General features: G+C 62.7%; 25 protein-coding genes. 10 read left to right on the top strand and 15 right to left on the bottom strand.

Translation table 11 applies throughout. The features are described from left to right. Positions 1 to 101 precede the first annotated feature (101 nt). Positions 102 to 395, bottom strand: coding sequence for a hypothetical protein (locus QMX97_RS20025; protein ID WP_065900299.1), 294 nt, complete (start codon positions 393 to 395; stop codon positions 102 to 104). A 234-nt stretch (positions 396 to 629) separates the two neighbouring features. On the opposite strand from QMX97_RS20025, the gene pbpC reads away from it, so the two are divergent. The 6 genes from pbpC (at position 630) to QMX97_RS20055 (ending at position 7,489) form a co-directional block, all read left to right on the top strand. Beyond that, positions 630 to 2,945, top strand: a complete 2,316-nt coding sequence (pbpC, locus tag QMX97_RS20030) for a peptidoglycan glycosyltransferase PbpC (protein ID WP_282397458.1) — start codon at positions 630 to 632, stop codon at positions 2,943 to 2,945. Between the two features lie 141 nt (positions 2,946 to 3,086). After that, the gene (locus QMX97_RS20035; RefSeq protein WP_065900301.1) at positions 3,087 to 3,395 is read left to right on the top strand and encodes a MazG-like family protein; all 309 of its coding nucleotides are present in this window, start codon (positions 3,087 to 3,089) and stop codon (positions 3,393 to 3,395) included. Continuing rightward, positions 3,388 to 4,137 carry a methyltransferase domain-containing protein gene (locus tag QMX97_RS20040; protein WP_282397459.1) on the top strand — a complete coding sequence of 250 codons (750 nt, stop codon included), beginning with the start codon at positions 3,388 to 3,390 and terminating at the stop codon, positions 4,135 to 4,137. Before QMX97_RS20035 ends, QMX97_RS20040 begins: the two co-directional genes overlap by 8 nt. Positions 4,138 to 4,161: 24 nt before the next feature. Next, positions 4,162 to 4,764, top strand: coding sequence for a DUF4136 domain-containing protein (locus tag QMX97_RS20045; protein ID WP_065900305.1), 603 nt, complete (start codon positions 4,162 to 4,164; stop codon positions 4,762 to 4,764). Positions 4,765 to 4,809: 45 nt separating this feature from the next. After that, entirely contained in the window at positions 4,810 to 5,367 is a 558-nt protein-coding gene (locus QMX97_RS20050; protein ID WP_065900307.1) for a DUF4136 domain-containing protein, read from the top strand. Between the two features lie 163 nt (positions 5,368 to 5,530). Next, positions 5,531 to 7,489, top strand: coding sequence for a pilus assembly protein TadG-related protein (locus tag QMX97_RS20055; RefSeq protein ID WP_282397460.1), 1,959 nt, complete (start codon positions 5,531 to 5,533; stop codon positions 7,487 to 7,489). On the opposite strand, the gene QMX97_RS20060 is transcribed toward QMX97_RS20055, so the two are convergent. Beyond that, positions 7,486 to 10,215, bottom strand: a complete 2,730-nt coding sequence (locus tag QMX97_RS20060) for a PAS domain-containing sensor histidine kinase (protein WP_282397461.1) — start codon at positions 10,213 to 10,215, stop codon at positions 7,486 to 7,488. The two genes, QMX97_RS20055 and QMX97_RS20060, sit on opposite strands and share 4 nt — an antisense overlap. Then, positions 10,212 to 10,655 carry a TadE family protein gene (locus QMX97_RS20065; RefSeq protein ID WP_282397462.1) on the bottom strand — a complete coding sequence of 148 codons (444 nt, stop codon included), beginning with the start codon at positions 10,653 to 10,655 and terminating at the stop codon, positions 10,212 to 10,214. The genes QMX97_RS20060 and QMX97_RS20065 overlap by 4 nt, the downstream gene beginning before the upstream one ends. 72 nt (positions 10,656 to 10,727) lie before the next feature. Between QMX97_RS20065 and QMX97_RS20070 the strand changes: the two genes are divergently transcribed. Further along, positions 10,728 to 11,177, top strand: a complete 450-nt coding sequence (locus QMX97_RS20070; protein WP_282397463.1) for a prepilin peptidase — start codon at positions 10,728 to 10,730, stop codon at positions 11,175 to 11,177. 126 nt (positions 11,178 to 11,303) lie between these two features. Then, positions 11,304 to 12,089 carry a response regulator transcription factor gene (locus QMX97_RS20075; RefSeq protein WP_201143465.1) on the top strand — a complete coding sequence of 262 codons (786 nt, stop codon included), beginning with the start codon at positions 11,304 to 11,306 and terminating at the stop codon, positions 12,087 to 12,089. Positions 12,090 to 12,100: 11 nt separating this feature from the next. Here the strand turns inward: QMX97_RS20075 and QMX97_RS20080 are convergent, their stop codons facing one another. The 8 genes from QMX97_RS20080 to cpaB are packed head-to-tail and all read right to left on the bottom strand — an operon-like array spanning position 12,101 to position 19,519. Next, entirely contained in the window at positions 12,101 to 12,358 is a 258-nt protein-coding gene (locus QMX97_RS20080) for a DUF3613 domain-containing protein (RefSeq protein WP_065900329.1), read from the bottom strand. A gap of 10 nt (positions 12,359 to 12,368) precedes the next feature. Continuing rightward, positions 12,369 to 13,079, bottom strand: a complete 711-nt coding sequence (locus tag QMX97_RS20085; protein WP_065900331.1) for a tetratricopeptide repeat protein — start codon at positions 13,077 to 13,079, stop codon at positions 12,369 to 12,371. Between the two features lie 10 nt (positions 13,080 to 13,089). Beyond that, positions 13,090 to 13,977 (bottom strand): type II secretion system F family protein, encoded by an 888-nt coding sequence (locus QMX97_RS20090; RefSeq protein ID WP_065900332.1) that lies wholly within the window; start codon positions 13,975 to 13,977, stop codon positions 13,090 to 13,092. Position 13,978: 1 nt separating this feature from the next. Beyond that, entirely contained in the window at positions 13,979 to 14,860 is an 882-nt protein-coding gene (locus tag QMX97_RS20095; protein ID WP_065900333.1) for a type II secretion system F family protein, read from the bottom strand. Between the two features lie 10 nt (positions 14,861 to 14,870). Continuing rightward, positions 14,871 to 16,142 carry a CpaF family protein gene (locus tag QMX97_RS20100; RefSeq protein WP_065900334.1) on the bottom strand — a complete coding sequence of 424 codons (1,272 nt, stop codon included), beginning with the start codon at positions 16,140 to 16,142 and terminating at the stop codon, positions 14,871 to 14,873. Next, complete coding sequence (locus QMX97_RS20105) at positions 16,139 to 17,332, bottom strand: pilus assembly protein (protein WP_065900335.1); 1,194 nt, start codon at positions 17,330 to 17,332, stop codon at positions 16,139 to 16,141. Before QMX97_RS20105 ends, QMX97_RS20100 begins: the two co-directional genes overlap by 4 nt. Next, positions 17,329 to 18,558 carry a type II and III secretion system protein family protein gene (locus QMX97_RS20110; RefSeq protein WP_106805266.1) on the bottom strand — a complete coding sequence of 410 codons (1,230 nt, stop codon included), beginning with the start codon at positions 18,556 to 18,558 and terminating at the stop codon, positions 17,329 to 17,331. The genes QMX97_RS20105 and QMX97_RS20110 overlap by 4 nt, the downstream gene beginning before the upstream one ends. 19 nt (positions 18,559 to 18,577) lie before the next feature. Further along, the gene (gene cpaB, locus QMX97_RS20115) at positions 18,578 to 19,519 is read right to left on the bottom strand and encodes a Flp pilus assembly protein CpaB (protein ID WP_282397464.1); all 942 of its coding nucleotides are present in this window, start codon (positions 19,517 to 19,519) and stop codon (positions 18,578 to 18,580) included. Between the two features lie 331 nt (positions 19,520 to 19,850). On the opposite strand from cpaB, the gene QMX97_RS20120 reads away from it, so the two are divergent. Further along, entirely contained in the window at positions 19,851 to 20,048 is a 198-nt protein-coding gene (locus QMX97_RS20120; protein ID WP_065900340.1) for a Flp family type IVb pilin, read from the top strand. A 45-nt stretch (positions 20,049 to 20,093) separates the two neighbouring features. Further along, positions 20,094 to 20,501 (top strand): response regulator, encoded by a 408-nt coding sequence (locus QMX97_RS20125; RefSeq protein ID WP_065900341.1) that lies wholly within the window; start codon positions 20,094 to 20,096, stop codon positions 20,499 to 20,501. Positions 20,502 to 20,584: 83 nt separating this feature from the next. Here QMX97_RS20125 and QMX97_RS20130 read toward each other — a convergent pair whose 3' ends face one another. The 4 genes from QMX97_RS20130 to QMX97_RS20145 form a co-directional block, all read right to left on the bottom strand. Beyond that, positions 20,585 to 22,267, bottom strand: a complete 1,683-nt coding sequence (locus QMX97_RS20130; RefSeq protein WP_120447550.1) for a POTRA domain-containing protein — start codon at positions 22,265 to 22,267, stop codon at positions 20,585 to 20,587. A 187-nt stretch (positions 22,268 to 22,454) separates the two neighbouring features. Continuing rightward, complete coding sequence (locus tag QMX97_RS20135) at positions 22,455 to 23,990, bottom strand: collagen-like triple helix repeat-containing protein (protein WP_282397465.1); 1,536 nt, start codon at positions 23,988 to 23,990, stop codon at positions 22,455 to 22,457. Between the two features lie 301 nt (positions 23,991 to 24,291). Further along, entirely contained in the window at positions 24,292 to 25,140 is an 849-nt protein-coding gene (locus QMX97_RS20140; RefSeq protein WP_282397466.1) for a MaoC/PaaZ C-terminal domain-containing protein, read from the bottom strand. A gap of 2 nt (positions 25,141 to 25,142) precedes the next feature. After that, positions 25,143 to 26,495 (bottom strand): 3-oxoacyl-ACP reductase, encoded by a 1,353-nt coding sequence (locus tag QMX97_RS20145; RefSeq protein WP_282397467.1) that lies wholly within the window; start codon positions 26,493 to 26,495, stop codon positions 25,143 to 25,145. Positions 26,496 to 26,499: the final 4 nt, after the last annotated feature.

The following is a 26,499-nucleotide window of genomic DNA, read 5'->3' on the forward strand; positions in this document are numbered from 1 at the left end:
GGCTTGCTCGCGAAGGCGTAGGGTCAGTCAGCGTATTGGGGACTGACCCAGCGTCTTCGCGAGCAAGCCCGCTCCCACAAGGGTTTTTGGGTGTTTTTGGCTCAGTGGACGACCCAACTGAGGAGCCACAGGCCGAGCATCAGCCAAATGATGCCGAAGATGATCGAGGCGCGCATGAAGGCGCGTACGGCTGAGTACAGGAAGAGCAGGCCGACGATCAGGGTGAGGATGCTGATGATCGACGTGTCCATGCCCAGCGTGCGCGACAGGCCTTCGATAAAGTTGCCGCCCGCGTGGGTCAAGGCGCCGAACAACCCGCTGAGCCCGTCGACGATAAAGCGGATGACGGAGCCGAGCGCCTGGCCCAACCATTCGAAGAAGCTTTCTACCTGCATGTGTGTGTCCTGATAAGAAGGTGGGCGTATCTGTGCGTTGGTTGTTATTGCGACAGGCTAGTTCCGTGAAGCATAGAGGTTTGCAGGTTTAATAATGGGTTTCCTTTGTTTTTGGTGTACGCATTTCAGTATGGGGGCTGGCTTGTCGGGTCGCTGCATTGCTGCGAGAGCGGTGGGCCTGTGACGCATTTACCCACTGAATCACCGCTATCGCCGGCAAGCCGGCTCCTACGGGTGTTGCGTTGGGGCTTGGGCGCCGTGGTGTTGCTGGTGGCGCTGCTGTGGCTGGCGGATCGGATCTGGCCGTTGCCGCTGCCCGAGGATGACCTGGCGCGGGTGGTGCTGGCTGAGGATGGCACGCCGTTGTGGCGGTTTGCCGATGCCAATGGTGTATGGCGCTACCCGGTGCAGACCGGCGAAGTGTCGCCGTATTACCTGGACGCATTGCTCACCTACGAAGACCGCTGGTTTTATCAGCACCCCGGGGTGAACCCGTTGGCGCTGGTGCGGGCGACGTGGCAGAACCTGACGGGCGCGCGCGTGGTGTCCGGCGGCAGCACCTTGTCGATGCAGGTCGCGCGCCTGCTCGACCCCCACTCGCGGACTTTCCACGGCAAGCTGCGCCAGTTATGGCGCACGGCGCAGTTGGAGTGGCACCTGTCCAAGGAACAGATCCTCAACCTGTACCTGAACCGCGCGCCGTTTGGCGGCACGTTGCAGGGCGTGGCCGCCGCCAGTTGGGCGTACCTGGGTAAATCGCCGGCGCAACTGACGCATGCCGAAGCCGCCCTGCTCGCGGTGTTGCCCCAGGCACCCAGCCGCTTGCGTCCCGACCGTCACCCGCAGCGCGCCCAGGAAGCCCGCGACAAGGTGCTGCGTCGCCTCGCCGAATTCCAGGTATGGCCGCAGCCGGCGGTGGACGAAGCTCTCGAAGAACCGTTGCTGCTCGCCCCGCGCCTGGAACCGAGCCTGGCGCCCTTGCTCGCTCGGCGCCTGAACCGTCCGGACAGCCCGCCGCTGATCCGCACCACCCTGGACGCCACCCTGCAACGCCGGCTCGAAGACCTGCTGCTGGGCTGGCGCGCGCGCCTGCCGGAACACACCTCCGCCGCCATCCTGGTGGTGGAAGAGGAAACCATGGCCGTGCGCGCCTACCTGGGCTCGGTGGATATCAACGACACCAAGCGCTTCGGCCATGTGGACATGATCAGCGCGCTGCGCTCGCCGGGCTCCACGTTGAAACCCTTTCTGTATGGCATGGCCCTGGACGACGGGCTGATTCATTCCGAATCCCTGTTGCAGGACGTGCCCCGACGTTACGGCGATTACCGGCCGGGCAACTTCTCCATGGGGTTTACCGGCGCGGTGCCGGCGAGCACGGCGCTGTCCAGCTCGCTGAATTTGCCCGCGGTGCAGTTGTTGGAAGCCTACGGGCCCAAGCGCTTTGCCGCGCAGATGCGTATCGGCGGTGTGCCCTTGGCCTTGCCGGCGTTGGCCGAGCCCAACCTGGCGTTGATCCTGGGCGGCGCGGGCAGTCGCCTCGAAGACCTGGTCAGCGGCTACAGTGCCTTCGCCCGGGATGGCAAGAGCGCCACTCTCCGTTTACAGCCGGACGATACGCTGAGAGAGCGGCCAATGTTGTCGCCAGGATCCGCCTGGATCATCCGCCGCATCCTCAGCGGCCAGGCCCGGCCCGACCGTGACCCGCGCGCCGAACTGGTACAGCGCCCGGTATTGGCCTGGAAAACCGGCACCAGCTACGGCTTTCGCGATGCCTGGGCGATTGGTGTCGGGCCGCGCTATTTGATCGGCGTGTGGATTGGCCGCCCGGACGGCACGCCGGTGCCGGGGCAGTTCGGCCTTGCGTCGGCGGCGCCGTTGATGCTGCAGGTGCACGATGTACTGACCAACCGCGACAGCCAGCGCGGTATCAGCGCACCGGTCAAACCGGTGCCGGCCAATGTCGGCGTGGCCGCGATCTGTTGGCCACTGGGCCAGCCCATGAGCCGCAGCGACCCTAATTGCCGTCGCCAGCGGTTTGCCTGGACGCTGGACAACACCACGCCGCCGACCTTGCAGGCGTTGGATCAACCGTTGAGCGTAGGCTTGATGGAAAGCGTCTGGGTCAATGCCAAGGGCCTACGAGTGGATGCCGATTGCCCTGGCGCGGTGGCGAAAAACATAGCCTTGTGGCCGGCGCCGCTGGAACCCTGGCTGCCCAGGGCGGAGCGTCGTGAAGCGCGGATTCCGCCGGCCGACCCTGATTGCCCACCACCGGCCTTGGCCGCTTCGTCGCCGCTGTCCATCGTCGGCGTGCGCGAAGGCGACCAATTGCGCCTGCCGGCCGCCAGCCAGCAAGCCCTGCGCCTGAAACTCTCCGCCCTGGGCGGCAGTGGCCGGCGCTGGTGGTTCCTCAATGGCGCACCGTTGGGTGACAGCGCGAACCAGGAATTTATCAATGCCAGCTTCGAGCACCTGGGCCGCTACCAGCTCAGCGTTCTCGACGAAGCCGGACAGACGGCCCGGCTCGAATTCAGCATCGTCGACTGAACCGCCATCGCCGGTAAGTCGGCTCCTACAGGGGAATGCATTCCAAACCGTAGGAGCCGGCTTGCCGGTGATAGCGCCCCAAAGGTTCACTTGCCTTCAAAGCCATTCCCCCCGAAGCTATCCACCTTCAGGAGCCCCCGCATGAACCTCGAACACCTCACCGAACGCCTGCACCGCATTCGCGATACCAACGACTGGAAGCAGTTCCACAGCCCGAAAAACCTGGCCATGGCCGCCAGCGTGGAAATGGCCGAACTGGTCGAAATCTTCCAATGGCTGACCGAAGACCAGTCCCGCCAGTTGCCTGCCGACGCACTCGCCCACGCCGGGCAGGAAGTCGGCGATATCGTGCTGTACCTGTTGTTGCTGTGCAGTGAGCTGGGCCTGGACATGAACGAGGTGGTGCGCGCCAAGCTGGCCGACAGTGAACGGCGGTTCGCCCATGAGTGACCGCCATTTCGACCAGTTGGCCACGCGCTTCGCCGAAAAGATCTACGGCGGCGCCAAAGGCGCGATTCGCCTGGCGGTACTCCAGGCCGACCTGGCCGAAGCGCTGCCGGACCGCCCGCTGCGTGTGCTGGATATCGGCGCGGGCCTTGGGCACATGTCGCTGTGGCTGGCCGAGCGCGGTCATCAGGTGACCCTGGCCGAACCCGCCGAGCCGATGCTCGAGGGCGCACGCCAACGGTTTACCGAGGCCGGACAAACGGCGACCTTCATCCATGCGCCCTGGCAAGACCTGCTGGGCCAACTGACCGAACCCTACGACCTGGTGCTGTGCCATGCCGTGCTGGAGTGGTTGGCCGAACCCCACGCCATCCTGCCGGTGCTGCACCAGCTCACGGTGCCTGGCGGCTGGCTGTCGCTGGCGTTCTACAACCGTGATGCGCTGATTTATCGCAATCTGCTCAAGGGCCACTTCCGCAAAATGCGCAAGAATGACCTGGCCGGCGAAAAGCAGAGCCTGACCCCGCAACAACCGCTGGACCCACGTGAGTTGGCGGCGCAACTCGAGGGGCTTTGGCAGGTCGAAAGCCAGAGTGGCGTGCGGGTTTTCCACGACTATATGCCGGTGGAATTCCAGGCCCGCGCGGATTTACAGGACCTTGTAGAGATGGAACTCGCTCACCGTCGTCACCCAAGCTTTGCCGGACTTGGGCGTTATTTGCACTGGATCTGCCGTCCGGTATAAGCGGCCCAGTCTGCGGAGGTCGAAATGCGTCGTCTCTGTTTGATCCTGTTGTCCCTTGGGCTGGGCGCCTGTTCCAGTCCCAACCCTTATGTGGCTGCTTCAGCGCCGATCCCGCCCGCCCCCGCGCAGGCAGCCAACACCTTCGATGCCAGCGCCTACCCGGCGCCGGTGCGTGACTATGGCGCCTACCGCAATTGGGCCTGGCGCAACGGCCAACTGCCGGCCGGCACAGCCTGGGCGGATTCGGCGCAAATTGCCGAGGCGGTCAGCGGTGCCCTTGATCAGCGCGGCCTGCGGCCCTTGCACGACAGCCGTCCGGCGGACCTCTTCGTGAGCGCCGATGTGCGCCTGGAGAAGCGCCTCAAGCAAGTCCAGGATGACTACGGCTATGGTTACGGCGGCTACAACCGCTATGGCAATGGTTACGGCATGTACAACTCCGTGCCGATCGTGCGCACCTATGAAGTCCAGGTGGTGGTGGTTCGCGTCAATCTGTTCGATGCCCGCACGGGCCAGCCGGTGTGGAGTGCCAGCGCGGAAACGGGCAGCCAGGGAAGCCTCAGTGAGCGCGGGGATGCCTTGCGCCAGGCGGTGCAGAAGGCAATGACGGCCTATCCTCCGAGTTAACAGCTATTCTCATTTCAAGTGCAGGTCGCTCTTTGGAGAACAACCATGTTTCGTCGTATCGCTACGCTCGCGTTTGTTGTGCTGCTGGGCGGTTGCCAGAATACCCAGGTCAACCACGATTTTGATGCCAGCCGGGACTTCGGCGCCTACCGCAGCTGGGCCTGGAAAGACCCGGCGCTGCAATACCGCCCGGATGATCCACGGATCAAGAGCGACCTTACCGAGCAACGCATTCGCCAGGCGGTGGGTGAGCAACTCGACCAGCGCGGCCTGCGCCCGGCTGCGGCCGGCACCAAGGCTGACTTGAGCGTGCAGGCCTATCTCATCGTCGAGGACCGCCAGCAGCAAGTCACCACCAACTACGGCGGCGCCTGGGGTGGCCCCTGGAATGGCTACTGGGGCGGGCCGATGTACAACGAAACCCGCAACGTGACTTACAAAGTCGCCACCATCCAGATCGACCTGCTCGACGGCAAGGACGGCAAGCTGGTGTGGCGCGGCAGTGACGAGCAAATGATGGCCACCTCGCCCAACCCGCAGGACCGCGACAAAGCCATCCGTACCACGGTCAATCGCGTCCTCTCCAGCTATCCCCCTCACTAAAAACCACCACCTACCTCATGTGGGAGCAGGCTTGCTCCCACATGAGGCCTGTTGCAGCCAGTGAATTCCCGTTAGTCACCCGGGTGGCGCCGGGCCAGCGCACCCTCCAAGCCTTGTCTACACTTCAAACCAACTACGGAGAGTAAGCGCTAAGGAGTGCCTGATGTCTCCCCGACTTGGTTCCCGGCAGCGTGGTGCAATTGGCTTGATGGCGGCGGGTACCCTGGCGGTAGCCCTGGTGTTCATGCTGCTGGCAGTGGACAGCGGTCGCTTGTATATGGAAAAGCGCCGGCTGCAGTCCATCGCCGACACTGCTGCCCTGGAAGCCGCCGGCCGTGGCGGCCTGTGCACGCCCTCGACTACCGCCAATGACTATGCGGTGCAGAACGCTACCCGAAATGGTTTCAAAGTGGTTGCGGGCGACACCAGTCGTGGCTTGGCAGTTACCTGCGGCTCGCTGGTGACCAATGCCAGCAATGTCCGCGTGTTTAGCGCCGACCCCACAAAAAACGATGCCGTGCGGGTGATCGCCACGCGCAGCGTGGTGACCAGTATCGCCAGTGGTCTCTGGAACATGTTCAGCGGCGTGCCGGTGTCCACCCAGATGACCTTGAGCGCGACCGCCGTGGCCGCGTATGCACCGCCGGTGGCACAGCTGACAATCCGCAGCAGCCTGGCGTCGGTGGATTCCACGAAGTCGCCGATACTGAACCTGGTCATCGGCAATCTGCTCGGTGGCAACCTGTCCCTGACAGCCGCGAGCTGGAATGGCTTGCTGACGACAAACCTGAATATGCTCAGCTACTTGGACCAGCTGGCCATTCAGCTGAATGTGAAGGCCGGTGATTACGACGCGCTGTTGAGCACCGCTGTATCCGCTAGTCAATTAATCGACGCAGCCGTAAAGGTGTTGCAAAAAAACGGCTCGGTAGCGACGGCAGTCATTAACGACGTGATCTCAGTAAAAGCCATCGCGCCAAATACCCAGCTGTTGACCGTTGGAGATCTACTCAAAGTCGCCACCGGAACACCGGCCGCCGCGTTGAATACCAGTGTCCAGTTGTTTCAGTTACTGCAGACCGTGGCACAACTGTCCAGCAGCAAGAGTGCGGTGAGTGCCGCTACTCAATTGAATATTCCGCTGATCGGCAATGTGTCGGTGCAAACCAAAGTGATTGAGCCTCCGCAGCTGTCGGCCATCGGCAACCCTGCAAAGGCTAAGGCGGGATTGTCACAAACCCCGCCAAAAGATCAGATCTTTGTGCGTACGGCGCAAGTTCGCACGCTGGTGTCTATCCAGCTCCCTGTGCTCAACACGGTGAACAGTTTGACGTCGGCGGTTTCGTCCCTGACCACGCCAGTGACGAGCGTCGTCAATAACCTGCTGCATCTGAATCTTGTCGGTCTGCTGGACCCGCTTTTGTGCCTGGTGTTGAAACCTTGCGACCATACTGATGTGCAGTTGCTGAATGGCCTGGACATCAACATCGAAGTGGCCAGCGCTACGTCTTACGTCAAGGATTTCAGTTGTGCGAGCAGTGCGACGAAGTCACTGACGGTGATGGCGAGTACGGCGCTGGCGGATGTGTCGGTGGGGAAAGTTGACCCGGCGCAGGCATTCTCCTCGACAGCGGCGGCCACTGTTCAGCCCCTCGCTCTCGTCGATATTGGCATACAGACCTGCACGGGGCTTTTCGGTTGTGGCCCACGCCGAGCCGGTGCGGGAGGCAGCTTATTGCTATCGGTGGTTCACGCGCAGGTCGGCGGGACAAGCCAGAGCATGCTTTTTTATCCCGTTAATGAGATGAATCAGGCGCCGACCTATCAATCGGTTCCGCCCACTTCAAATGTCGTCGCTGGCTTGGTCAATACGTTGGGTGCGATCCAAGTGACTTATGTCCCCCCGCCTGCAGGCAACGTATCGGGGGGCGCGCTAGCAGGGGTCTCGGGGCTGCTTACAACGATCACGAATACGCTGATCACTGCGGTCAAAGGCGTCTTGTCACCGGTGCTGGATCCGATTGTGAATAGTTTGCTCAGTGCACTGGGTATCACCGCCGGCAACGCCGAAGTCGGCGCCAACCTCACCTGCCACATGGGCCGCGCCTACCTGGTGATCTAACCTGGCTGGACCACCGGCAGTTCCACACAAAACCGCGCGCCTTGCTCGCCATTGGTGACGCTCAGCCGTCCGCCCATGTTTTCCACAATCCCATAGCTCACCGACAACCCCAACCCGGTGCCGACGCCAATGGGCTTGGTGGTAAAAAACGGCTCGAAAATCCGCTCCAGCAAGCGTGGGTCGATGCCGCCGCCGTTGTCCTCGACCCAAATGCGTACGTGCCGGCTGTCGTGCTCGCAGTGCACGGCGATCCACGGGCGGAACTGCGGGTTGTTTTCACGTTTGCCCAGCAGCGCATCACGGGCGTTGACCATCAGGTTGATCAGCACCTGCTCAAGCTGGTCGGCGTAGCCTTTGACCTGCACGCTGAAGTCCGCCGGGGTGACGCGCAGGTCCACGCCCTTGCCGCGCAGCCCTTCGCCGAGCAGCGACAGCGTGCCCTCCACGGCCTGGGAGGGGTCGAAGGGCTGCTGTTCGATTTCCGAGCGGCGGCCAAACACGCGCATATGGTCCACCACACGCGCCGCGCGTTGGACCTGGGCGTCGATGCGCTGGAGCTTTTCCGTCAGGTAGTCGATCTGCGCGTCGCCGTTGCCCAGGCGCTTGAGCACATTGACGATGGCCATGCGCATTACATTCAGCGGCTGGTTGATCTCGTGGGCCAGGCCCGTGGCCATTTCCCCGAGGGTGGCCATCTTCGCGCTCTGGGTCAGTTGTTGCTGGGAGCGACGTACCTCAGTGTTATCGCGGCCAACGGCCTGCACTTCCACCAATATGCCTTGCTCATCGAATACACCACGGTCGGACCACACCCACCAGGCATGTTCACGACCCGGCAGTTGCAGGCTGATTTCGGCGGTGCTCACCGGGAATTCCGGGGTCAGTTGGCGGATGCGCTGGATAAATGCCTGGCGCTGTTCGTCCGACAACCAATCACCGAGGTGAAGCCCCGGCAGTTGCTCTGGCCGGCACTCCAGGTAGTTGGCCAGTGGCGTGTTGCCGAAGGTCAGGGTCAAGTCCGGGCGATAGCGGCAGATCATCGCCGGCGAGTCTTCCACCAGGATGCGATAGCGTTCTTCGCTCTGCTTGATCTGCTCGGCGGCCAGGGTCGCCTCGGTCACGTCGAGCCACAGCCCGACAGCTTCTACCGGCAGGCCCAGGTCATCGCGCAGCAACTTGGCCTCGTCGAGCAGCCAATGATAGGCACCCTGCTTGTCACGCACCCGGTAGCGACTGCGCACATTGCCTTCGCGCAGCAGTTGGCGGGTGCGATCAAAGTACAGGTCGCGGTCTTCGGGGTGGATCAGTGCGGCCAGGCTGTCATGGCTGCAATCGTCCAGGGTCCAGCCCAGCACGGGCAGCAGGCTGTCGCTGAAGAAGGCCGGGTGCAACGCGCCGCCGACGTAGCGTTGTACATAGATCACCGCCGGAGAACTGGCGATCACGTTGTCCAGGCGCGCATGGGCGGCGGCGGCTTGCAGTTGCTGGTTCTTGATGTCGCTGATGTCGAGCATGAAGCCGATCCAGCGCCGACTGTCGCCCGTGCCCAGCACCTGGCCCTGCACGCGATACCAGAGCGGCTGGTCGGCGTCGGTGCGTTGCAGGCGGACGCTGGTCAGCAGGGGTTTGCCCAGGGCCTGTAAATCCTGCAGGCGGCTGTTGAGCTCCTGGCGATCGGCGGGATGAATCAGCTCCAGCCACAGGCCCAGCGCCTGGCGCGTCGCGCCGTCTTGCTGGCCGAGGCTGCGCAACAGGCTCGGGGCGAGTTGGATTTCCTCGGTGGCGGGCAGCAGTTCCCACCAACCGGTGCCGAGCAGGCCTTGCAGGGCTTCCATGCGTTCCAGTTGTTGGTGGTCGCGCTGTTCGCGCAGGCGGCTGAGCAACGGCGCGGCGAGGGCGGCGGCAAGGTCCAGCCACTCGCGTTCGCGGATATGCGGCTCGCCAATGTAGCAGCCGCACAGCAGCCAGGCGGCAACGCCCTCGGCGTCACGATACGGCACCAGCAACCCGTCGGCATGGCCGAAGAGGCTGAGCAGGCGCGGGTGATCATTGTGTGCCTCGGCCAGGCTCAGCGATACGTTGCCGTTGACGCCGTCCAGGCCGGTGCCGACGTGCTGGCCGGTTTGCCACAGGGCCGGTGCGTCATGGGCGGTGTATTGGCTGTAAATCCGCCAACCCTGCTCGTCGTCATCGGGCACTGCCAGGGCAACACAGGGGATTCGCCAGTGCTGTGCCAGGCTGCGCAGCTGCTCGGTGACCACGTCGGGCAAGCGACCCAGGCTGCAGACGCGCAACTGCTCGCTCATGCGGCCAGTCAGTTGGTGGTTCTGCTCGCGCTGCCCGGCCTGTTGCCTGCCGGTCAGCAAGTCACCGATGTCGAGCAAGCGCAGGATCCAGCCGTCACCCTCTGGCTCGACCCAGCCGCGGGTATGCAGCACCTGCCCGATACCCTGGAAATCCAGGTCGAGGCTTTGACGTTGCCAGTCGGCGGGGTGGCCTTCGACGCTCAGCGCGCTGCCGGCACACAGCAGGTCTCGCAATAATGGCCGGGCTTCGGCCACGCCCTGTGCGGCCAATTGCTGACGCAGCGTGCCGCTGAGGCTGACGACACGGCCTTGGTCATCCAGTCGCACATGCAGCCCAGCAGCCGGCACCGCTTGCGGCTCGAGAACCTGCGGGCGGGTGCGGCCCGACAGGCGCCCGAAAAGGTTATCCCCCGCGGTCAAAACTGGATACTCGAACTGGCCGTCAGGTTGGTCGGCAGGCTCGGTACGTTGCCTATGCCAGGGATCACCAGCGCCGGGAATACCGAGTTGAGGTTGGCACTGGGGTAGGTGATCGCGACGGTCAGCGTGGTGCCGGTGTAGGTGGCACTGACGAAGGAGGGCTGGAACTGGAAGCTTGCGGGGATCCAGCTCAATTGCGCGGCGACGGTATCTTTCGCGCGCTGGGTGACCTGCGTCGGGTAGGCGGTTCCGGCCGCGACCGGGTCTATCGACATGGCCTGGCGCACCGCCTCGGCTGCGGCCTGGTTGAATGACTGCATCAATAACAGCGGCAGGCTATAGCTGACCAACCCATAAAACACGGCAAAGAAGATTCCGAAGACCAGGGCGAACTCGATCGCCGCAGCACCTTTTTGCTTTTTGGGGAGGCCTGTTTTCATGACTGCGTCTACCCTGACGGCTACTACCTGATATCAGCATAGAATCAATCAGCAAAAAGGGATGTTTTTTACGTGATCCATGGCGTGGTGATAGTGCTCTGGCTGGGGCTCTGTGCGGTGCAGGATATGCGTCAGCGACAGATCGCCAATGGGTTGACCTTGGGGGTTGGGCTGCTGGCCTTACTTTATTTGAGCTGGACGGGTGTCACCTGGCTGGGTGCGCCGGCGAAGGAGGGTGGCTGGGCGTTTGCCCTGGCGCTGTTGTTGGGCCTGCCGGGCTATGTGCTGGGACGCTTTGGCGCGGGCGATGTAAAGCTGTTGGCCGCGTTGGGAATGGCCACCACCGTGGACCCTTTGTTGTGGTCGCTGATCGGCGCTGCACCCGTCCTGGGCGCGTGGCTGCTTATCCATCAATGGGTTAGCGCGGGCCATGCGAAACTGGGCGTGGAGGCGTCAACAAAACAGCCTTTTGCGCCGTTTTTATTGACAGGTTTTGCACTGTATTTATTTTGGATCCATTAGTCGCACAAGGCCTTTATCGCTATGTACATAGTCATAAAGTAGGTCTACGTTTATTGAGTAGATGTATAGGATTCTTCGTCGAAAGGGATAGGTCAATCTATTGGCTTTCCAGGCATGGAGTAGCGCGTGAACAAGCTCACATCGGCAGTAAAAGTGCTCGTGGTCGACGATCAGCCGCTGATCGTGGAAGAGCTCTGCGAATTTCTCGAAAACAGTGGTTATCGTTGTGTCCCGTGTGAGTCCAGCCGCCACGCCTTGAAGCGTTTCACCGAAGACGCCGAGATCGGCCTGGTGCTGTGTGATCTGCACATGCCCGACATGGATGGCATCGAACTGGTCCAGGCCATGCAAAAGGTGGCCGGCAAGCAGCGCGCGTTCGAAGCGATCATGCTCACCGGACGTGCCGACAAGCAGGACGTGATCAAGGCCCTGCGCGCGGGCATCTCCGATTACTACCAGAAGCCGATCAACCTCGATGAATTGCTCGAAGGCCTGCAGCGCCAGGAAGCGGCGTTGGAGGAACGGCAAAAAGAGCTGCAACTGGGGCACCTGAACCAGAAGCTGCAGTACCTTTCCGAGTCGATCAATGACTTGTACCAGGACCTCGACAAAGTACGTCGCAGCCCGAATGCAGGGCTGTCCGACGATGGCGAGTCAGCCGAAGAGGCCGGGCCGGTGGAAATCCCGACCATCTTCAATCAGCTCTCGCCCCGTCAGCTGGACGTGGCGCGGCTGGTGGGCAAGGGCCAGACCAACTATCAGATTGCCTGCGAGCTGGGCATCACCGAAAACACGGTCAAGCTGTATGTGTCCCAGGTCTTGCGCCTGACCCATATGCATAACCGCACCCAACTGGCATTGGCGTTGTCGCCGAACAATTCGGCAATGCGCCAGCGGGTGACGGCCCACTGACGCGCGCAGCGTTATTGACTCTTCCCGCCTTTGGATGACGCTTCGAAGAACTCCGGAATCGGATGCTTGTTGCTGTCGAGCCAACGCTGCATGGCCTGCTCCCTTTCGGTGGGCGTGGTCTTTTGCGGTGTCGGCGAGGCGGCTCGGCCATTGATCTGCAGCGCCATCCAGTTCTCCGTCTCTGCCTGCTGTGGAGACGAAGGGCCGGGTGGAATGGCCACTGCGCTCAGCGGCAGCAACGCCAGGTAAACCAGGTAATAGGCTTTCATCGTCGACTCCTTATTTGATGGTCACCGGCAGTGCATCACTGACTGCCGCGACGTTGCGTGCTGCCGCGCTGGACTCCTTGAGTTTCACCGCGCGAGCCTGGGCCTCGGTGACCTGTTCGGGGCTCAGGCCCAACTGGCTGACCACTTTGGCGGCTTGCCCCCAGTCATCCTGATAGATCAGCAGGGTCACCAGGTTCACGGCTGCCAACGGTTCGCCCTGCTTGAGTTCGATGGCCGTCATGAACTCGAAGCGCGCGTCTTCCAGACGCAACTGGTTGAGGTACACCACCCCCAGGTCATTGCGGATTTTTTCGTCGGTAGGTGCCAGGCGTGCAGCCCTTTGCAGGTGGGCCATCGCCTGGCCGTTGTCACCCTTGGCGGCGGCCAGTTGTCCCAGACCGTGCTCGCCCTCGGCCGTCATGCAGGTGCCGAGCAGGCTGCGGTACAACGGCTCAGCCTCGCTGCGGCCCAACAAACGGTAGTTACGCGCCTTGCGCTGGCGCACCTGGGGCAAGGTGTCCGGCAGGTTCTGCAGGTTGGCCAGGCTGGCGTGCAGCTTGCCTTCGTTGGCGAGGTCATCGGACAGGTTCAACGCCAGTTCCTGGTCGGCGCTGGGCTTGCTGCAACTGCCGGGTGTGGTCAGCGCCGCCCAGGGCGATTGACCGTTGGTGGCGCATCCACCGAGCATCAACAGGGCCAGGCCGGCGATCAGTACTTTCATCAGGGCTTCCTCAAAAGTGGCTCAAGGCGCGGGCGATGCCGATAAAGGCGGGGCCGCCGAGCACGATCAGCAAGGCTGGAAACAGAAACACCATCATCACCACCGACATTTTTGCCGACATCTTCGAAATGTATTCCTGCAGGCGGGTCAGCCGGCGGTCATCCAGCAACTGCTTGAGCGCCAGCAGCGATTTCATCGCGCCGCCGCCTTGCTGGATCAATTGCTGAAGGATGATGCAGGTGTCGGTGAACTCGTCCACTTCAAGCAGGCGGGCGGTCTTGCCCAGTTCTTCGCCCAGCTCCAGGCCGGAATCGACCCGGGCCAGGATCAGGCGCAGCTCGTGGGTGAGGCTCGGCAGTAAGCGCTGCGCGTCGTTACCCAGCACGCGCAGAGACTGTTCAACCGCCATGCCCGATTCGAACAGGATGCGCAGCAGTGGAATGAAGGTGGCGATCTCTCTGGCGATCCGCTGCTGGCGGTATTTGGCGGCCGCGGCGAGTACCCGCTTGGGCAGCAGGTAGCCGATGCCCAAGGCAACCGCGGGGGCAATCCACACAGGGGCGGCTTGCGGGAAAAACAGCTCCTGGCCGAGGAAGGTCAGGCCCATTAATACAATCGGCACGCCGACCTGGAAGGCTGCAAACAGCGAGCGCTGGCTGGCTTTACGCCAACCGACCCGGTTGAGCAGCACCTGGGTTTCATTGTCCAGGCTGACCGAGCGCTGGGCCAGGCTGCTGCCGCCGAGTTGGCGCATGAACGCGCCGATTTTGTCATCGCTGCCGGTCCGCCCCTGCAACCGTTCGGAGACGCGGCGATCGCGCCGGCGATGCTCAAGGACCTGGCCACCCACCAGCACCAGGGCGGCAAGGAACATCAAGGCGCCAGCCAGAAGCACCATCTCAGACACTCCTCAGCATGCGCCACATGGCGAAGGTGCCTGTCAGGTCCATCGCGAGGGCGACGAACAGCAGGGTGCGCCCGGTGTCGTCGTTCCACATGGTCAACAGGTAGCCAGGGTTGACCAGCATGAAGTAACTCACCAGCAAAACGGGCAAGCCACCCAGCAGGTACGCGGTCATGCGGGTTTCACCGGTCATGGCCTTGAGTTGGCGGGCTCCCTGTTCACGCTCGCGAATCATCTTGATCAGGTTTTCCAGCAGTTCGCTGGCGTTGCCGCCGTAGCGATGGTTGACCTTCAGGCCCAGGGCAAACAGGCGAAATTCGTCCTGTTCGTAGAATTCGGCAAAGTCACTCGCCGAGTCCGGCAGGCTTACGCCCATGCGCACGTTGCGCTGCACACGGCCCATGGCCTCCTTGAGCGGGTTATCAATATTCTCGATACCGCCCAATACGGCGTCGGCCAGGGTCCTGCCGGATTTCAGGCTGCGTACGCTGTGGTCCAGCAACTGTGGCAACTGTTCGACCATGCGTTGCACCCGCCGCTGGTAACGCCAGCTGATGTAGACGCGCAACAGAATGGGCGGGCCCAGCACCATCACCGCCAGGCCCAACCCGTCGGCGATCAGGTAGCCGAACAACGCGCCGACGATCCAACCGCTGAGCCACAGGCCCAGGCGATCAGTCGGCTTGCCCAGCCCCGCGCGCAGAAACATGCGCTCAAGGCCGGACCAGCGAGTGGGTTCTTCGCGGGCCTCGGGTTGGCCGTCACCGAGGCGCTCCAGCACGCGGTCAGTCTGGGCCTTGCGCAGGCCGTGCTGAAACTGCCAGAGCGACAGCCCGATCAGCAGCAGGCAAAAAAGCAGCAACATAGGTCCGGTCATCAGGCGCCCCCTATAACGGCAAGGCCGATTCGCGGCGCAGTTTGTCACCGGCCGGGTTGATGGCTTCGCGCAGGAAACCGAAGCCGGTGCGCCTGTCCAGCCGGAACAGGGTATTGGTGACGTACACGTCGTCGCGCACGCCCACCACCTCGACGACTTCGCTGACGCAGCGGCGGCCATCGGGCATGCGTGTCAGTTGAATCACCACGTCCAGGGCGGCGCAGATCATCTGGCGCAGGGTTTTTTCCGCGATCACCCGGCCGGTCAGGCCCACCAGGGTTTCCAGGCGCAGCAGGGCATCCTGGGCATTGTTGGCGTGTACGGTGCTCATGGAACCGTCGTGGCCGGTGTTCATCGCCGTCATCACGTCGAGCACCTCCACGCCTCGGATTTCGCCGAGGATGATGCGGTCGGGGCGCATCCGCAGGGCGTTGCGGATCAAGTCGCTGGACCGCACTTCACCATGGCCTTCGGCGTTTGGCGGCCGGGTTTCCAGGCGCACTACATGGGGATGGCCCAGTTGCAGCTCGGCGACGTCCTCGATGGTCACCAGGCGCTCGTGCGGGTTGATCAACTGGCTGAGGATATTCAGCAGTGTGGTCTTGCCGGTGCCGGTACCGCCGCTGATGAGAATGTTGCAACGTTTGCCGACGGCCTCCTGAAAGAACTCGAAAATGCTCTGGTCGATGGTCTGCATGGCGACCAGGTCGCTGCTCTTGAGCATGTCCTTGCGAAACTTTCGAATCGACAGGCACGGCCCGTCCAAGGCAATCGGCGGGATGATCGCGTTGACCCGGCTGCCGTCCGGCAGGCGCGCATCCACCATCGGCGAGGACTCGTCCAGGCGCCGTCCCAGCGGCGCGAGAATCCGCTGCATCACGCGCTCGACGTGGTGATCGTCGATAAAGCGCAGGTCGCTCTGATGCAGCAGGCCGTCGCGCTCGATAAACACCCGGTGCGGCCCGTTGACCAGAATCTCGGTCACCGAGGGATCGCGCAGCAGCACTTCCAGTGGGCCGAAACCGGTGAGTTCGTCGACGATTTCTTCGGCCAGGCGTTCCATTTCATAACGCGAGATCGCCAGGCGCATGCGCGTGATGTATTCGGAGACTTTGTCGGTGACAAACTGAGCCAGCGACTGGCGCGTGCCTTCGAGCAGGTTTTTGCCTGACTCCTCGATGGCGTCAATGATGTAGCGGTGCAGCACCAGCTTCAGGCCATCATGGTCGCTGTTGCCGCTGACGCTGCGGGCCGGGCCGCCGAAGAGTTTTTCGCTGGTCATCGTCCCGACCCCAGGAAGCGTTCAAACCAGCGCATCGAGGGTTTTTCAAGGCCCTCGGAGCGTTTCGCCAGGCGTTCGCCCAAGGTCCGCACGGCTTGGGTCAGGGGTTCGCGTGGGGCCAGGGCGAACAGGGTCTGGCCCTGGTTCTTGACGTTCAGGCGCAGTTCGGCGCTCAGCGGCAGGACGGCGATGCACTCAAGGCCGAAGCTTTTTTCCAGGGCTTCGGTGTCAGGTGCACAGGATTTGATATAGCGGTCGACCACCAGCTTGGCGTGCTCGAGTTTCATGCCTTTGTCGCGCCAGCGGTTGAGCACCGCCAGGTTGCGCCGACAGTCGAGTACGCTCTGGTCGGTGCACCACAGCAGTTTGTCGCAGTGGCTGACAAAGGTACGCAGCGCCTCGCTGTCCGGTTGCCCGGTAATGTTCACGACGATGTGCTGGAAGTGTTGGCGCAACGCGCTGAGCAGCATGTACAGCTCGGCGGCGCTGGTCAGTTTGAGCGGTTCGTCACCGGTGGCATAGGCCAGGATGCGCAGGCCATCCAGGGCTGTGGTGAAGGCGCTGTTGATCAAGGTGGTATCGAGACGGCGCAGGTGCCGCAATGCATCGCCAAAGTTGAACGTGCTTTCCAGCCCCAGCAGCGCCAGGCTGTCACTGCGTGGCAGGCCCAGGTCGAGCAGCAGGGTTTGTTGCCCGCTTTTTTGCACCACCAGCGCCAGGTGCGTCGCCAGCATCGCCCCATCGGCGTTGCTCTGGGTGCCAAACAGCACGGTGAGGCCGCCCAACTGCGCACTCGAAGTCACCGGCGGCAGGCGCTTGCTCAGGCGCCGCACCAGGCCTGCGACTTCACTGGAGCGCGAGCCATAGGCGACGAAATCGCGGGCGCCGGCGCGCATGGCATTGAGTACCAATTGGTTATCCATGCCATCGCCGAGGGCGACCACCGCGAGCATCGGCTTGGCCTCCAGGGCTCCTTCGATCAGCGCACTTTGGGCCACCACGTTTTCACGGTCGAGGCCGACGAACACCAGGTTGGCGAAGGTCACGTCGACCAGCGCGAGCAACTCATCCAGGCTGCCACCGCCGGCACTGACCACTTGGCCAAGGGGCGCGAGTGCGCCCTGGAGCCATTCCAGGTCGGTGGTGTTGCGGGTAATTGCCAGAAATGTCTGGCTCAGGCTATCGCTCATTGGGAAAGTCCACTGCGACGATCGAAGTTGCCGTTTTCCAGGAAGAACAGGCGGTACCAGTTCGGGTCGTAGGTGCGCAGTTTCTCGCCGGGCAGGGAAGGCAGTTGCGCATTCGCGGCCAGCGGCTGGACCAGGTGTGGCGTGACGATCATCAGCAGCTCTTTTTCTTCGCGGCTGATGTTGGAATCGCGGAAAAACGCGCCGAGGATCGGGATGTCACCCAGGCCTGGAAACTTGCTGATGGTGGAGCGGTTGGTGCTGCTGATCAGGCCGCTGATCACGAAGCTTTCGCCATCGGCCAGGGACACGCTGGTGTCGGTTCGACGCACGGTCAGGGCGGGCACCTGGATCCCCTGGATCTGCACGGCGTTGCTGTAGTCGAGTTCGCTGACCTCCGGCGCGACCTTGAGGGTGATCCGATTGCGGTCGATCACCGTGGGGGTCAGGGTCAGGCGGATGCCGAACTCCTTGTACTCGATGGAGATACTGTCGCTGCCGCTGCTGGGCACCGGAATGGGCACTTCGCCGCCGGCCAGGAAGGTTGCGCTCTGCCCGCTCAGGGCCACCAGGCTGGGACGTGACAGGGTATAGGCGAAGCCACTCTGTTCGAGGGCGTTGATCATCGCCGAGATCCGCCCGCCACCGAAGCCGATGTTGAAAAAGCCATTGTTCACTGCCTGCCCGCGAAAGCTGTTGGCGGTGGTGGCAGGGATAGTGCCATTGCCCGGGCTGCCGAACAGGAAATTGCCACCTTGGCCGAACAATGAGGTACTGGCTTCCTTGAGCTTGGTACGGCTGACCTCGACAAAGCGAATGTCGGTCTGCACCTGGCTGGGCAGCAGCGGGTCCTCGGAAGGCGACAGCGACAAGCTGGTCAGCGCCGAGGTGGCCTTGCCCTTGACGAACACCATGCTCTGGCGCGGCGCGCTGGCGCAGGCGGTCCACACCATCAGGCTGGTCGCGCCGACACCGACGCCGGTCAGCAGGAAGTTACGGTCGCCGTTGACGCGCACATCGGCGATCTTCGGGTCGCCAATCGCCAGGCGGGTTATTGCCACCGGCGATTGCAGTTCTTGTTGCAGGCCTTCTCCCACCTCGACCACGGCGGGCAACTGGCCCAGGGCGCTGCAATTGCCCGGCGCCGCGAAGGCCATGCCCGCCGGCAGGCTCGACAGCATCAGGGTCCAGGCGAGGTGCGTGAACATGGCAGTGTAGCGATGGCTCATTCAAGGCATCCTTGCTCAATCACGGGGTTTGTGGGGCTGCTTGGGCACCGCGAATCACTTCAATGCCACGACGTGCGCCGGTCTCGCCGGCGACTGTGGCTACCCGCTTGGGCGGGCCAATCAGAGCCAGCTGGGTGAATTGATAGAGGTCGCGGTTGGCACTTTCCAGTTTGTCCGGTGCGTCGCTTTCGCCGGCCCAGTAGCGACTGAGCAGCTGTTCGTCGGCGCTGCGCACGGCCAGGCGCAGGGTGCCGGCCTGGGCCGCGAGCATCAGGCGACTCAATAAGGCTTCCGGTACAGCCAGCACTACGGTGCGGGCACCGGCACGGCGTTGCGCGGCCTGGGCGCGCTCTTCAGGCGTGGCCGGTGGCGGTACCGCAGGCGTGCCGTCATTGGCCAGGCCCATTTGATCGCCGACGCTGAGCAGGCGCATGGCCGGCAGGACGATTTGGGCTGACGGCTCGGTATTGCTGTTGTCCTGGCGCAGGAACAGCAGCACGTCCACGTAGTCGCCTGGGCTCAACTGGCCGGCGACGCCGATGACTTCATCCACCGCGACGGCCAGCGCCCGCTCACCTGGGCGAATCATGCGGGCCAGCGGGCCGCCGGCGTTGAAGCTCTCTTCGTTGAGCCAGGTGCCCGCAGCCAGCATGCGCAGCGGTTTGCGTCCGATCGCCTGGTCCAGTTGCGTCAGGCTGCCGGCGGGTACGGTGCGCAGTTTTTCCACGGCCAGGTCAGCAGCGGTCAGTGGTACGAAAGCAGGGACGTCGTGCACCAGTACCACGACGGGGGTGCGGTTCTGGTCTTCGACGGCAGCGACGGTTTTTTCCACGGAAACGACAGGTGCGGTGGGTGCCGTGACGGGCTCCGGCGAGCGACTCAGTACCAGCCCCCAGTACCCTGCAATCAATGCCCCGATCAGCAACAAGCCGGCCAGGACCATGCTGATACGACTGTTCATGACGGCTCTCCCTTTCCCGTTGCATTACACACTCGTTAATCCAATCGAGTTAATTCGCAACCTGGCTGTGATGAACAACTAACGATTTGGCTATTTGAAGGTAGCTCAGCTAGGACGAAATGCCATTACCTGACAGAAAATTTATCTGCACGCCAAGGCGTTGCCTTTTGAACTGCGGGTTTATGGCGCCAACGTTGTGACTAATACTTTCTAATTAATGCGTTATTACAGTTGTGAGCCTGGGGTTTGTTGACAATGCTCTAGTGGCACGCCGTGATTATCTGGATCTAGAGCCCTTCGGCTTTCAGTGGCGTTCTTAGGGAGAAGTCTTATGTTCCTTGACCTGATGTTGAAGTTCTATGTTCAGACACAACTATTCTTCAAACGCAAAGAGGGCGCGTCAGGTATTGAATACGCCATTATCGTGGCGCTGGTGGCGATTGTTATTGTCGGTGCAGGCTCGGGGCTGGGCACCAAGATCGCCTCGGTGTTCAACGGTATTGCCAACAAGATGACCACGGTGACCTGAGTTAAAGTGTAAAGTCACCCCCTTCATCCACGGGCAGGTACGGTCATGAGCGCATCTTCTTCGGGTCGCCAACAAATCTTATTGGTGGACGATGAAGAAGACGCCTTGATCGAACTTGCCGAGTCCCTCGGTAACGAGGGATTTGTCTGTTTTACCGCCAACTCTGTCACCTTCGCCTTGCAAGAATTGACACTCCACCCTGACATTGCCCTGGTCATCACTGACCTGCGCATGCCCGAGGAAAGTGGCATTTCCTTGATCAAGCGTCTGCGCGAACACACCTCACGCTCGCACCTGCCGGTGATTGTCATGTCGGGCCATGCCGAGATGGACGACGTCAGCGATATGCTGCGTTTGCAAGTGCTCGACCTGTTCCGCAAGCCGATCTACCTGGTGCGGTTGATCGATACCTTGAACAACTTGTTCCCTCTCGCAAAGAAATCTACCGAGTAGCGGCCGTTTTGCCGGCGCTGGCGTCCGTGAGATCGCCCGCGCGGCTGGTTGCGCCCACCCGGTAGGTGGGCGCAGTGCGAGGTTCAGAGTTGGTAACTGAAGCTCAACGTGTAGCGCGGACGCCGATCAAAGTTGTCGAACGCCACTTCCGACATCGGCTTGGCCGCTTCCAGGGAGATGTTGTAGTACTTGGCGTCACCGAAGCGCAGGCCGACGGCGGCCGATGACATGTTGTTGCCCTTGATCGGCAGGTCGTTGAACCAGGTCTTGGCGCGGTCGAACACCACATAAGGCTGCAGGATGCGCACCCATTCGCCGGCGCGGTTGTAGCTGTAGTTGACCTCATACGCCACGCCCCACCCCTTGTCGCCCGAGCCCTGGTCATCGGGGTAGCCACGGGCGAAGTTCTGTCCACCGAAGGTGGCGCGCTCGCTGTCGGGCAGGGTGTCATCACTCCAGTAGAGCGCGCCGGACAGCACGCCTTGCCAGTTATCGAAGAGCTTGTTGCTCTGCACGCCGGACAGGCGCAGGCGGAAGAAATCGAGATCCGGCTTGAGGCCGCCGAAGTCACTGCGGGTCTTGGCGCCCATGCCGTTGATGCCTTGGTACAGGCCAGCGCTGAGGATGCGCAGTTGCGTGGTATCGGCCTTGCGCCAATCACCCTCGAACGCCAAGGCGCGCAGGTCGGTTTGCAGCTCCAGGCGCTGGGGGAAACCTTCGAGTTTGTAGCGGGTGGTCTGGTCGACCGCGTAGTAGCGGGCGCCGAGGCTCAGGGACTCGTTGGGGGAGGCGATCACGGGGTGGCTGAAGCCGATGGAGTAGCGGTCGATTTCCTGGTGCGGCTTGAGTTCGAAGCCGTCGCCCAATTGCAGGCTGGTGCGTGGGTCGGCGCGGTAGCGCTCGCCCGACAACACCAACTGCGTGCCCTCGGCATTGATGAACTGGCTGTAGGCCGCACGGTAGTAATGCTCTTTGTCGTCGCCCGGTGGGAACAGCCCGCTGAGGCTCAGTTGTTCCCCCATGGATGTCCACGAATTACTGGTGGCCGTCAGCAGCGCTTGCGTGCCGCCACGGCTGGCCTCGTTCAGGCTCATGCTGGTGGTGAACGGTTTGCGGCTGGCGGTGATTTGCATATGGGTGCCGCCATCGGTGGTGCCGGGCGGCGGCACCTGCGCCTGCAGGGTCACCCCGGGGATGGCGCTCATCAGCGTGGTGTAGCGCTCGAAGGTCTTGCGGGTGAGCGGGCGTTCGGCCTTGAGTTTTTCCGCGAGTTTGTCGACGTAGGCCGACACCGAGCCGATGTCGCCTTGCAGGTCGTAATCGCGGATATATCCTTCGACCAGCACTACGTGCACCAGGCCGCCTTCAAAGCGTTGTTCCGGCAGGAAGGCGTAGGACAGCAAGTAGCCGTCTTCCTGGTAGCGGCGGGTGATGCTGCGGGTGGCTTCGATCAATTGCGCCAGGTTGGTTTCATGGCCGATCAGGGGTTCGAAGGCCTGGGCGACTTCCTTCAGCGGGTAGACCGTGCCGCCGTCGATCTGCAGCTTGCGAATGGTCACCTTGGTGTCCATCAGCAGGGGTTGCGCGGCGGTGGCAGCGGGGGTGGGCAACTGGGTCTGCGGGGTCGCCGGTCGATACGCATCGGCGGGCAGGTTGGGCACGGGCAGGTTGCGAATGGTGTCGTTGCTATTGAGGAAGCTGGGTAGGGTATCGGCGTGGGCGTAAGCACTGAGGGTGAGCAATAACAACGGCGTCAAAGCGCGCATAGGACACTCCATGGTCAAAACTGCAGCAGCGTATTGCAGGGTCCCGCCGGGCTCTGGGGGCGCGGTTCGGGTGTTTTCAGGGATCGATCATTGACCCATAAAAAAAGACGAGAGACTTATTGGGGTCTCTCGTCTCAACCAAGCGTAGGCGCTGTAGGTGAGGCCGTCTAATCGGCCAGGTGCAATTCTATTTTTTGCCGGTAAGGCCACCGATCAGGCCGCCCAGCAGACCCCCATTTGCACTGGCACCTGCACCTGCGGAGGCGGATGCGCCGGCTCCCAGGTTCAGGCCACCGCCGAGCAAACCACCGCCGGTGTTGGTGCCGCCGGTCACCAGGCCGCCGATCGAGGCCACGGTGCCGCCTACTGCGCTCACGGTACCGCCCAAGGCGTTGGTGACCGGGTTGGCGTTAGTGCCGCTGATTTTGCCGCCCAGGCTGCTGACGGCGCCGCCGACATTGGTCACCAGGCCGTTGACGGGAGCCCCCAGGCCGGTGGCGTTGCCGACGGTTTGGGTCAGGCTGGTAACGCCGCTGGTGATAGGGTTCAGGGCGCCGCCGACCTGATTGGTGAGGGCAGCAACCGGTGCGCCTGCCGCGGTGTTCGGTGTGCCGCTGCCACCCAGCAGGGTACCCAGCGATGCCACGGTACCGCCCGTTTTGACGCCAGTGACGCCGGTCGCGCTGACCACGCCATTGCTGCTGCCTGCATCCAGGCCGCTGCCGGCGCCTGCGATCACACCACCGATGAGTTCCGCCAGGCCCAGTTGCCCGGTGCCACCGCCACTGCCACCACCCGAGCCGCCGCCACTGCCGCCACTGCTGTCGTCAGCCGGGTCGACATAGCCGCTGGCTTTACCGACCACGGTGCCCACGCCATTGAGCACATTGCCCACAGCGCCAGTGACAGGGTTGCCGGTGCCGCCGGCATCGGCGACTTTATCGCCCAGGCCGTCAACGGTATCGCCGACTTTTTGCAGCAGGCCGCCGACAGGCGTATCCAGGCCTGTGGTGGTGCCGACTTTGCCGGTGGTTTTTTCCACCAGGGACACCACGGGCACCAGTACTTTCGCGCCGACGGTGTTGGTGACCGAGCCCAGTGGGCCGGTGGTGCTCGCCGTGCTGAGTGTGTCGCCGAGCATGGTCACGGCGTTGCCGACCTTGCCCACTACATTGCCGACTACGGGGGCGGCACCGCTGACCACGGGCACTTGCCCCAGCAGTGTCGCCACATTTTGACCGGTCGTGGAGACACCGGTGCCGAGATCAGCGACTCCGTTGGCCACGCCGGCCACGGTTTTGCCCAGTGCATTGCTGTCGGTACCCAGTGTGCCCAGGCCATCCGAAACGCCCGTGCCGATGCTGCCGACAGCGGTGCCGACAGAGGTCAGCAGGCCACCTGCGGTAGCCCCCACGATCGGCAGGCTGCCGAGTGTGGTACCGAGGCTGCTGACAGTGCCGCCGAGGCCGGTTACGGTATCGCCGAGGGTATCGGCCACGTTAGCCGTGACCAGGGTGCTGGTGGTGCCGGTACCGCCACCTCCTGTGCCGCCACCACCAGTACCCCCGCCGCCGGTACCGCCACCGCCAGTGGATGCGTCCGGTGAGGAAGCGGAGCCGCCACTGTGATGCCCACCACCACCGCTGCTGCAGCCGCCGAGCGTCATTGCTACTGCCAGGGCCAGCGCGGTACTTGCTTTCCAAAACACTACTTGAGCTTTCATGATTGAGTTCCTTGCACCTGTACAACCTTGGTTGTCTCAAACGCTCGCTATTTCTAGGGATAGCGATGCGTTTGTCCGTGTGGCTATAACAAGCCCGGGCGCTCTTTCTCACAATGCTCTACTTGGTATTAACGATTTATATACGGCGCGGATGTACCGGTTAAGCGACTAATACCAAGGGTATAAGGGATGGATGTATCAAGATATATATGTATTAAAAATCAAAGAGTTGAATAAAAAAGCGGACTTGAGAAAGTCCGCTATAACCCAGGATGTATATATACAATTAATCAGTGGTTGTTCAGGCGATCGGCTGCCATTTGCCCACCATGTGTTCAATGTCACCCGCGCCTTTCAACACTAACTCCCCGCTGGAACCGGGCGCACTGGCCAATAAGGTGACCTCACTGGGCAGGCGCACCGGCTTCTTGAACTCGACGTTTATCTCGATGTTCGCGGCCGGCAGGTGTTCACCCAAGGCCGCCAGGGTGTGCGCCTTGTTCCACAGTCCGTGGGCGATGGCCTGGGGGAAGCCGAACAGCTTGGCCGTGAGCGCGCTGAGATGGATCGGGTTGTAGTCGCCGGACACCCGCGCATACCGGCGGCCGATATCGGCCGGGGCTTTCCAGCGGCTCACTTCGCTGACCTGGGTGGGGGTCGATTGCGCCTCGTCGCTCGCTGCGCCTTCCAGTTTCACGCCGCGACAGAGCATGCGACTCTCGGCCTCCCACAGCAGGCCGAGGGAATCCTCGACGGTGGTCACCAGATCAAACGTTGCGCCCTTCGCATGCGGCTTGAGGTTTTGCGCATGCACACCAATGAACAGGTCGCTGATACCGCCGAGCGGACGATGAATACGGATGCGATTGCTCAGGTGAATCAACCCCAGCAGCGGAAACGGAAACGATTTGGCCGTGAGCAACTGCATCTGCAAGCCGAACGCGAGGATGTGCGGATAAGTCGCCGGCAGCACTGCGCTGTCGGCAAACCCGCAGACCTTGCGATACGCCGCGACCGCTTTGGGATTGACACTGACCCGGCAGCGCAAGCCCTGCTCGGGCAACGCAGTGCCGGTGATCTTGCGCTTGAGCGCGGCGCGCCAGTACAGCGGCGCGAGAAACGGGGGACTGCCCACTGTCTGCCATTGCATGCTCACGCTCCCAATAGACTTTGCCCACACACCCGCAGCGCTTGCCCGCTGACCGCTCCGGAGCCCGGCTGGCCAAGCCAGGCGACGGCTTCGGCGACGTCTTGTGGCAAGCCGCCCTGGCCGAGCGAACTCATGCGGCGCCCGGCCTCACGCAGGGCGAACGGAATATGCGCGGTCATCTGGGTCTCAATAAAGCCTGGGGCCACGGCGTTGATACTGATCCCCCGTTCTTTGAGCAGCGGCGCCCACGCCTGGGCCAGGCCGATCAACCCGGCCTTGCTCGCGGCATAATTGGTTTGCCCGCGATTGCCGGCGATCCCACTGATGGACGCGAGCAGCACCACGCGCGCGTTGTCACGCAGGGTGCCGCTGTCGAGCAGCGCCTTGGTCAGCACTTGCGGGGCATTCAGGTTGACCGCCAGCACCGCGTCCCAGTATTCCGGGGTCATGTTGGCCAGGGTCTTGTCGCGGGTGATCCCGGCGTTGTGCACCAGGATGTCGAGGCCGTCGGGCAGGTGTTCGATCAACTGGCTGGCGGCGTCTTCGGCGCAGATATCCAGCAGCACGGAACGTGCACCCAGGCGCGCGGCCAGGGCTTCGAGATCGGTCTTGGCCTGGGGCACGTCCAGCAGGATCACCTCGGCCCCGTCGCGGGCCAGGGTTTCGGCGATGGACGCACCAATGCCACGGGCGGCACCGGTGACCAGCGCCTTGCGCCCGGCGAGTGGGCGCGTCCAGTCCTCGACCGGCGTGGCACAGGCCTGCAGGCGGATAACCTGGCCGGAAATGTAGGCGCTCTTGGGCGACAGGAAAAACCGCAGCGCGCCTTCCAGCTGGTCTTCGGCGCCCTCGCCAACGTAGAGCAATTGCAGCACGCCACCGTTGCGCAACTCTTTGGCCAGTGAACGGCTGAAGCCTTCGAGGGCGCGCTGGGCGCTGGCGGCAAACGGATCGCCGAGGCTTTCCGGCGCGCGACCGAGGATCACCAGGTGCGCACTGTTATCCAGATTTTTCAGCAGCGGCTGGAAAAACTCACGCAGTTGCTTGAGCTGGTCGGTGTGCTGCAAGTCGCTGGCGTCGAACACCACCGCCTTGAGTTTGGGCCCGTGGCCGGGAATCCACGCCGGCGCGGTCGAGGCGTCGGTGCCGTAGCTGTAGATCGCGTCAGTGAGCTTATTGGCAAACGGCAGCACCTTGGCCGCCAGCGCGCCGCCACCGAGCAACAATGCCCCTTCTACCGGGCGCAGGCGCCCGGCTTGCCAGCGTTCGAGGCGTACCGGTGACGGCAGGCCAATGGCAGCGACCAGGCGATGGCCGAGGCTTGAGTTGGCGAAGTCGATATAACGGTCAGACATGGAA

The sequence above is a fragment of the Pseudomonas sp. PS01298 genome, from assembly GCF_029959745.1.
Lineage (GTDB): Bacteria > Pseudomonadota > Gammaproteobacteria > Pseudomonadales > Pseudomonadaceae > Aquipseudomonas > Aquipseudomonas aylmerensis.